7 protein-coding genes are annotated in these 9107 nt (G+C 55.4%); all 7 read left to right on the top strand.

What is annotated here, in order from left to right; all coding sequences use genetic code 11:
* Positions 1–636 (top strand): IS3 family transposase (locus EJ903_RS25720; RefSeq protein WP_246015989.1); only part of this gene is annotated, 636 nt, incomplete at its 5' end.
* A gap of 694 nt (positions 637–1330) precedes the next feature.
* The gene (locus tag EJ903_RS25725; protein ID WP_158628017.1) at positions 1331–1873 is read left to right on the top strand and encodes a phytanoyl-CoA dioxygenase family protein; all 543 of its coding nucleotides are present in this window, start codon (positions 1331–1333) and stop codon (positions 1871–1873) included.
* Entirely contained in the window at positions 1873–2883 is a 1011-nt protein-coding gene (locus EJ903_RS25730) for a GDP-mannose 4,6-dehydratase (RefSeq protein WP_126620729.1), read from the top strand. The genes EJ903_RS25725 and EJ903_RS25730 overlap by 1 nt, the downstream gene beginning before the upstream one ends.
* Positions 2884–3028: 145 nt before the next feature.
* Complete coding sequence (locus EJ903_RS25735; RefSeq protein ID WP_126620730.1) at positions 3029–4675, top strand: hypothetical protein; 1647 nt, start codon at positions 3029–3031, stop codon at positions 4673–4675.
* Positions 4668–5546, top strand: a complete 879-nt coding sequence (locus EJ903_RS25740) for a hypothetical protein (protein WP_126620731.1) — start codon at positions 4668–4670, stop codon at positions 5544–5546. The genes EJ903_RS25735 and EJ903_RS25740 overlap by 8 nt, the downstream gene beginning before the upstream one ends.
* Positions 5536–7260, top strand: a complete 1725-nt coding sequence (locus EJ903_RS25745) for a hypothetical protein (protein WP_126620732.1) — start codon at positions 5536–5538, stop codon at positions 7258–7260. Before EJ903_RS25740 ends, EJ903_RS25745 begins: the two co-directional genes overlap by 11 nt.
* Before the next feature lie 71 nt (positions 7261–7331).
* Positions 7332–8933, top strand: coding sequence for a glycosyltransferase (locus EJ903_RS25750; RefSeq protein ID WP_126620733.1), 1602 nt, complete (start codon positions 7332–7334; stop codon positions 8931–8933).
* Positions 8934–9107: the final 174 nt, after the last annotated feature.

A 9107-nucleotide genomic window follows, 5' to 3' on the forward strand; every position in this document is an offset into this window, starting at 1 on the left:
ACCTCAGCTGAAAATTTGTTCGTTGTCTTGCTCATCGTCGCTCCACCTTCTCAGGAGTTGGAGCCGCCGACAATCCCGGCGCGGTTCAAACCCGACAGCGACCATGGCGGCCCGGTCGCGCCGAATGTTCTGGATCAGGATTTCAGCGCCGACGCGCCGAACCAAAAATGGGGAGCCGACATCTCCTACATCTGGACCGCCGAAGGCTGGCTGTACCTCGCCATCGTGGTGGATCTGCATTCCCGTCGGATCATCGGTTGGGCCACAAGCGACCGAATGAAGAAGGATCTGGCGATGAGCGCGCTGCGAAGAGCCATCGCCTTGCGCAGTCCTCCGAAGGACGTTGTTCATCACTCGGACCGTGGGAGCCAATATTGCTCTGCGGATTATCAAAAAATACTGAAAGATGGCGGCTTTGTCATATCAATGAGCGGAAAGGGGAATTGCTACGACAACGCAATGGTCGAAACGGTGTTCAAGACGCTGAAGGCTGAAATTATCTGGAGAACAATTTTCCTTTCCAGGTTAGAAGCCGAAATTGCCATTGGACGCTACATCGACGGGTTCTATAATCCGGTGCGGCGACATTCGGCGCTTGGCTACAGAAGCCCATGCGATTTCGAGGCGGCGGCATAACCAAAAGCCGGAGGCTCTCCACTTTTCCAGGGCAACTCCAGTCAACACGGATTTCCCTCTTGCGCCGGAGGGGCCGTCCACACATGGTTTCTTCGACAGCATCAGCCTGCCACCGAACCAAGAGAGTGGAAGGGCCGTCCAGCACATCACCTCAGTTCCAAGGCCGGGTTTCTAACATCAGATTGCGGCAGCCTTACTCTGTAGCTTGTTCGGTAACATGGTTTCTGCTGGTATTGCCAGTGGAAACAGCCTTCCGGATAAAACGGGGCACGAAGGTTGAGCGAAAGAGAGTATGGGATGACCGATCTCTCCCGCGACGGTGACGAATGATTATGGAAGCGCGCGCATGTGAAACTCGAGCTTTTTTCGGTGATAAGAGGGAAAATAGCAAATTTCTAAATAATAACCCTCAACGAAATGGAGAATTAAATTGAATATTAGGAAAGATATTGATGGAGATCTTGGATTTTCAACCGAAATGTCCTTGACATTAGATGAATTGACATTTGTTAGAGAATGCGTTTCTATTTCTTTATGCAGGGAAATTCGAACTGAATCTGAGGAAATTGCCTCTCAAGCTATGTCACTCGGCATTACGCATTATCATTGCCTTACCCTCCCCTTCCATCATGGTGACTTCTGGGTGAAGACCCGCCGCCTTCTCCCATTTGCTGCGGTCGGGCACATTCGGTCCATGAGTTTCTTCAAGAAACTGGAGCAAGAGTTCGGACCACTCCGCATCTCCAACGAGGAGGAATTGATGCCGGAGGAGGTGACTTGGCGGCTTGTCCGACCGGGATGTGCGGAAGATGTGGGTACGGTGCATGCGGATAGCTGGTTTTGGGCGCTTGGCCATGGGCGGATGCCCGCAGGCTACCGCCGTTTCAAGATCTGGATTCCTCTTCATACGGAACCCGGACGCAATGGAATCCTGTGCGCGCCCGGCACGCATCGGTTGCCGCATCCGCCTTATCGGGTGGAACGGCGGGGAGGCATCATGAAGCCGGTCCTGGATGTCGATCCGCAGAGCCTTGGCCTGCGCCTGTTGCCTCTGGAGCCAGGCAGCGTGTTTGCCTTTCATGACGACCTTCTGCATGGTGGCGCGGTCAATACCGGGATGACATGCCGAATTAGCATCGAGTTTACCTGTCTTTACGAAGATAGCTGTGGACCGGTCGACGAGGACCGGAACACGCCGAACATGGGCGGATCAATGATGAACGGGGACAGGCCATAATGGCGGGCGACGCATATCTCATCCTGGGCGGCAACGGCGTTTTTGGTGTCCATGCGGCAAAGTACCTGTTGGAGCACGCCGAACCACGACGGGTTATCTGCATTGGGCGCAATCCAGAGCGGGGACCAGCCTTTACCCTGAATCTTGGCCGAGATTCCGAAGATCGGCCCGATCCACGTTATCTCTACAAGCAGATCCACATGGTCTTCGAACAGGATAGACTGTTGGAACTGCTTGACCGGGAAAAACCCGAGGTCGTCATCAATTTTGCCGCCCTCGCCTACGCGACCAGTTGGGACAAATCCTGGCGCTATTACGACACCAACGTTGTTGCTCTGGCAAAGCTGGTCGAAGAACTCTCCAAGCGATCCTACCTGCGCAAGTTCGTTCAAATCGGTACGTCCGAACTATATGGTTCGGTCAACGGCCCGGTGACGGAAGAGGCTCCGTTGCGTCCGTCTAGCCCCTACGCCATCTCCAAGATGGCCGGCGATCTCCATCTGGAGAGTTATTGGCGGGTACGCGGATTCCCGATGAATATTTTGAGGCCATCCAATGCCTATGGCCCGGGCCAGTTGACGTACCGAATCTTGCCCCGGGCCGTGATCTGTGCGCTGGACAAGCGGATCCTTCCTCTGGAAGGCGGCGGCCAGGTGCGCAAGTCCTACCTGCACGCCACCGACGTCGGACAGGCCATTTATCTGGTTGCCGATTTTGCGCCGCCGGGTGAAACCTACAATGTAGGTCCGGAGAACCCGTCCACTATCCGGGAACTGGTCGAAATGGTAGCAAACCAACTCGGTCTGGAGTTTGATGCGCTGGTGCAAACCGTGCCAGGTCGCCAGGGCGAAGACAGCGTCTATTGGTTGGACAGCACCAAGATCAAGCGCGATCTGGGATGGCGACAGACCATCACGCTGGAACAGGGGATCGCGGACATGATCGACTGGGGGCGGCGTTATCTTCCCGATCTTCTGAAGGAACCGGATATCTTTGAATTGCGGGCATGAAGAGAAGACGAACATGACATGCTTGCCATCTGTGTCCCACTGCCGCTCATCTGCTCTGGCAGCCGGTCATTCGTCTCGGCTACTTTCCTGCTTTCCCAAAGACGGGACTGTGGATAACCGGTTCTCGCTTCTATCGGCGCGAAGCATGCTGCTTCAGGCTGAACTCGGCTGGTGCCGATATGGGATGATGGAACGGCTGCTGGCGGAGGCGGGAGATTCTCTGGCAAGCTTGTTTGGTCTGGAGCCGGGGGCGACACTGGCGATCGTGCCTGTGTCCAGTTACGTCGAACCTCTGATACCGCTGCTTCGGCAACACCTGAACCTTGTCCTGGCCGACACCCACAAGGCTGGCCAGGCGGTCGGTAGCGAAGTCGTGCGGCACCCCGATGAACTGGCCGCATTGGCGGCCTCGGGGAATGCACCAGCCGCAGCCTTCATCCCGACAAGCGATGCCGAGGTCGCATGCCTGTTCATTGAAAGGCTTTCAGCGTGCCTCCCGGATACCCCAATTCTGACTTGCTTGGAGGTTCTGGAGCATCATCACGCGCAACCAGGCGTCCTGGATACGGTTCGCGCGTTCCGAAAGCGCGTTCTGGCCGCCGAGAGGCCGGTTCTGGTCCTGTCCACCATCATCCATTCGACGCTCTATCCGACCTATCGCGCTTTGGAAGATATCGGCCATACGGTGTTCTATGCCTTACGGGCGGAGACAGTGGAAGGAGCCAGTTACTCGTCCCTGCCGGACGAGATCGTTCCCTCTGATCGGCGCCTGACCATCAGCTTCCATGACATGCTGGAACTGCTATCCGAACCCCTACCCGGTTGTGTGGTCTGGCTGGTCGCCGAAAGCCTGTGCCATCCGGCCTGGGATCTCCGCCGGACCCTGCCAGCTTATGGCTACACTGAAGCTCTGACCCGCTTTACCAGGACGAATCTCCTGACGGTGCTGTATGACGCCGTGAAACCAGCAAACCGCAACTTTGACTTCTCCCAGCGCTCAGCTGAAGCCTACCGCAGTATGCTGAGCGCTTCGAAGGCCGTTCTGTTCAGCTCCAACACCACCGAGATGGGAGAGTTTCTGTCACGTGCCGTGGGTTTGCCGGAACGACGTCTGCACTTCCTACGCTACGGTCCGACAAGCAGCAAATCCCGACCGATCGAGGACGGTCGTATCCATATCGCAGCCATTTCCATGTTGCTTGATGAATTCGACGAGCCGTCGCGCAACCCGATGAAGGCATATGTGCGCAGCGCGGTCGAGCAAGGGCTGGTGATCCATTACTACACCAACTATCCTGCTGCATCGCGATTCCGAGATGAGCTGCCAGCAGAGTTACGGGACAACTTTCGCATCCATCGGGTAGTGCGGGATGCCCAGATGCTAGTTGACGAGATCAGCAGTTTCCATGCCGGTTGGGTGGTGCATGACCAGCAGGTCTTTTCCCGCATCGTTGCCCAGGTACAAGATCAGCTGCTGCGGGATGTGTATTCGCTGTTTCCGGCAACTACGATGCCGACCTCGGCTCTGGTCTGCGTTTCAGCCGGATTGCCGATCATCATCAACCGCGCCATGCGCGGGGCTATTGGGCAATTCCCGCCGGAGCTGAGCCTTCCGGTTGAGATGTCGGAACTGCCCCGGCTTCGTGCCATCATCGAAAGCGAGGACTGGGCACGGCGACGGGAGTTCGCTGTGGCATTCCGCCGCAAGATTGATGTGCGTGCGCAGATTGGTTTCCTGTCGGCTTTCCTGAAAGAATTCGCGACATACGAGAATGGAGCGCAAGATGTCTGAAACGGAAAGCCAAATCGCAACGGAAGCGTCTACGGCTTACGACCACTGGCAAAAAAGCGGCGATGCCTTCGTCAAGAACGGCTGGGTACTGGTAACGTTGCCGGACCCTTCCGTCGTGCACGAAACCCGGACAGCGCTCACTGCAGAGGTTGATCGGATTTTGGGACATTCGGTGACCCGGTTGGAGGATTATCATCGCTTCGTTGAGAGCGACGACGACAATATCCGCATCCAACAAGCTTTGTCCGATTTTTATTGGGCCAGCGGTTTCGCCCGGCGGATCGTCGCGGCTCAGCGAGCATTCTTGTCCGGCTTCATCGGTGCGGATCTTCTGGCCCAGACCTACCCCTATCTGCGCATCGCCCGCCCGGGGAAGCCGCGTGACAATCTCGGTTTTCATCGTGACACCCATCATGGCTCCTCGCCATTCGAGGTTTCAATGTTCGTCCCCTTCACCGATCTGGACGAATCTAGCGCCTTCCGCGTGCTCAGCGGCTCTCACGCGGATCCGGAATCTGACTATCCCTTCGAACAGGTCAGCGATCCGATAATCACGCGGGGTTCGGCCCTGCACAAGCTGGGTTTTCCATATGCTCCGAAGATCCTACGACCTGAGGTGGCCCTGCGTTCTGAACCCGTACCAATGCGGGTTGGACAAGCCCTGTTCATGTCGCTTGGCCTCGTTCATGGGCAGGAGGTAAACGCCGGAACAACAACCCGGATCAGCTCCGACATCCGTATCGTCAACGGCTTAGCTCCCGTATCGACGACCCGTGGCGTCCGCGACGACTACTTTACATCGCTGTGGGAATCGCCATCATCGCGCGCTGCGCGCATGTACACAACGAACAATCCTAGCCATGCCATCTAATCAATTGGATCTGTTGCACCAACAAGAAACGCTGTTTGCACCCGGGCAGCCGGTTGATACCGTCGACCCGGATCATCTGGGAAATTTTCCTAGGGAACCATGGAGTCGACTGCCAATTCAGCAACGTATGGACGAAGCAGCTTGGATGCGGAAATGGAGCGGTGTTTTCGCCGCACAACACTGTGCTCCGCGCCGCAATGATGTAGCGCTTGCCTTTCTCGATGCCCATCCGCCGACCGGTCGTATCCTGCTGTATCCTGCTGGCGACTTAGCACGGCGGGTTCATCAACACTTCCAGGGCCAAGCGAACATTGTTGGGTTTGTTGACCGCCGAGGACCGTCTACCGGCCCCGTACAGGGGGTGCCGGTATTCGCCCCGGATAGGCTTGACGTGGCATATGATTGTCTATTGGTGTGCCATGCGTTTGGCGAAGCATATTTTGCCGAGGAGATTGAACGGCTGGGCGTTCCCTGGGAAAAGATCCTCACCATTTTCCTTTCGGAGGGTTTTGCGTCTTGGTGGGCGAGTGAAGACCGAACGGACATGTCCTTGGTCGGCCTTCCGCGCAGCGCCCGCCCGGTGCGCAACGTGATCATACGCACCAGTCTACACATCAATGTGATCGATGACCGGGAACTTGCACGGGTTTTCAATCCCGACGATACCGTTCTTATTTATGTCGGATCATTAGCCGAGAAAAGCCTGTCGGAATATTTTCGATTCCATCAGACGGCAGGAAGTTTGCCAGCCCTAAGGCACCTTTTGGATATACTTCAACCAAAATCAATATACATTAGCTCTGTAATCGCCGATAATTACTGGGGATATATTGTTCGAGATTTATATCCTCATGCTCGCCTGATTCACGAGATATACGACTGGAGCTTTCTGTTTCCAAATGAACCTTTGCGTCCACTTCACTACGCAACCGATGCAGAAATTGAAGCCAGCCATCTGGGAGAGCTGGTATCAGTTCGTCATGCCGATGCCGTGGTGTCCAAACGCAGCGGCCCCTGCTGGGCACTGGTCCAGAAGGAGTTCCGGGTACCCTATGCCCGCTATTTCCAGTCCGCCACCCGTCCTTCTATCCCCCCCCTGCCCGCCTGCCCGCAGAGCGAGGGCAACTTGCTGCGGCTGGTATATGCTGGACCGGTGCCGCCGCCTTCGGAACTGGACGACTGGTCTTTCTACGGCTTTGTGCCCCTGCTCGAACGGCTAATGTCACTCGACTTCATTTCACTGGACATCTTCAACTCCATGGATGGGGGACGTCCGGCCGAGCGGATCAAATTTCAGCGCTATTATGAAGAATTTAACAGTATGCAGCAACACTATCATCATTCCCTGCCTCATGGTGTCATGGTAAATACCATCCAAGACTATGACTTCGGTTGGATGTGCATTAATCGATCGGATCAAGTTGAGCAGTTTCCCGATACTCATACCGTTGTTTCGGCTCGAGTAACCGGCTATATCTCAGCAGGTCTTCCTGTGATTGTCGATGATACTTGGAATGCTACCGTCGATCTGATCCGGCGCTTCAACGCCGGGATCGTCATTTCCGAGCCGACGCCTGATCGGATTGAAGCCGCGCTGCGTGGCATCAACCCGGCGGATTATAAGCCAGGAGCCCTGGCGTTGCGTGACTATATGCTGAGTGAAAACCAGCGCATGGTGAATGCGCTGAAAACGCTTGTTGATTCCTGGTCATGACGCACTCCCCTTCTATTCCCCGCCGACTGATAGACATGGTCCCGGAGGATCTTCGGCGGGACGATCCGGATATGGTTGCCAACATTCTGAGAGAAATTGCGGTAACCCGAACCTCCGTTCGGGATCTGGCCGCTCTTTCTACTTTCGTCGATCATCTCGATATATCCGGATCTGCTGTATTGTATGGAATCGGCACTGTCGCCGAGGCAATCCTGCCCGTCCTGAGGCGCAAGGCCGACTTGCTCCTTGTCGGCGCGATCGACCGTCGAGCGGACAATATAACTGTCTTTCATGGACTGCCGGTGACGGCTCCAGAGCGGTTCGATCCTGAGTCTGCCGACCTGGTAATCCTATGCCACCACACCCAAGAGGGGGGCATGGCGGCCACCCTGGCAGCACAAGGATTTCGCGGTCAGGTCATACCGCTGTTCAGCAACCCGAACTTCGCGGCCTTTAACAACAAAACTCCGGAGACTGCCAAGTTTCGGGATCACTCCGGCGGTGCCTGCATCATCTCGACCACTGGCCCCGAATGGTCGGTAATCAGCAATCAAGAATTGGCTGCCATGCTACCGGCGGATCGTACGACGCATCTGTTCTTCGGCCGCTCGGATATGTTCCTGGCTCATTTCTCGGACGATCCGTTTCCAGTGGTCGATTGTCATCAATCCATAGCCGTCGTCGAGCAATTCCTGACCACCACTCGTCCCCGCTTCGTCTACCTCAGGACCTCGCCACATTTGGAGGGCGAGTATCTCATCCTGCTGGTAAAACGCTGCCTACCCGATGCGATCGTCATCAATGAATTTTACGACTTCGGTTGCCTGTTCCGCAGCGATCGCCTAACATTGTCCTACGGGTTTGGCGAACAGGAAATTGCGATCAGCCGTTATTCTGAATGGTACGCCTCGCTCCACGCCGATCTCGTGATCAGCAAGAATGGCGGAGCACTATGGAACAAGGTAGTACGCGGGTTCCGCGCCCGTCATTGCACCTATTTCCCTAGAATTATCCCCCGCGAAAAAGACGAATCCGAACCGGACCTACCCATGCGTACCTCATGCCAGCGGATCTTTTTTGCCGGCACAATGTCACCACCTGAACGGATCGGCGGCTTGCTTCTGCATTCTGATCTAAATTATTTCGAGTATTTCGAGCCACTCGCCCAGACGGGGTGTTTCGTGTTCGACGTTTACAACGCCTCACATTTCTTGCCCGATCATGATCGGACCTTCCAGATCTATAGCGAGCGCTATACGTTAGAATCGGCGATCCGTTACCATCGAAGGGTACCAGTTCATCAGGTCATGGCAATTATGCAAGAGGCTGACCTCGCTTGGCATGCCTGCCACAATCTTGATCTCAGCCTGATCCAACCGATCTCACGCGTTGTCACAGGCAACAAGTTCACTACCTATATCCAAGCTGGCCTGCCGATAGTAGTGGACAGCTTTTACGATCATATGGCGTCAATGGTACGCGAATATGAAGCGGGGATCGTTATCCATCCCCTTGATATCGACGGTGCCATTCAATCGCTCTCTGAGGCAAATCCGGCAATGTTGCGCCGCGGAGTGGAGCGTCTACACCAACATATGCTGACCACAAACCGGGCCACACTTGCCATAGTGTATGATATGGCCAAATCCGCCATAGAAAGCGGATCAATGTAACCTGAACGTAACCGTCCGCCGATGCTTGCGATTGCAAACAACCTGGAGTTGCTCTGGAGAAGTGGAGAGTATCCGTTTTGATCAAACTGTTTTCTGCTTCCAGTTTGTTCCTTTTCGCAGGAGTGCGTTGGCGATGGTGACGAGCTTCCGCATGACGGCGGTGATGGCGAGTTT

This window comes from Azospirillum griseum (genome assembly GCF_003966125.1).
GTDB lineage: Bacteria > Pseudomonadota > Alphaproteobacteria > Azospirillales > Azospirillaceae > Azospirillum > Azospirillum griseum.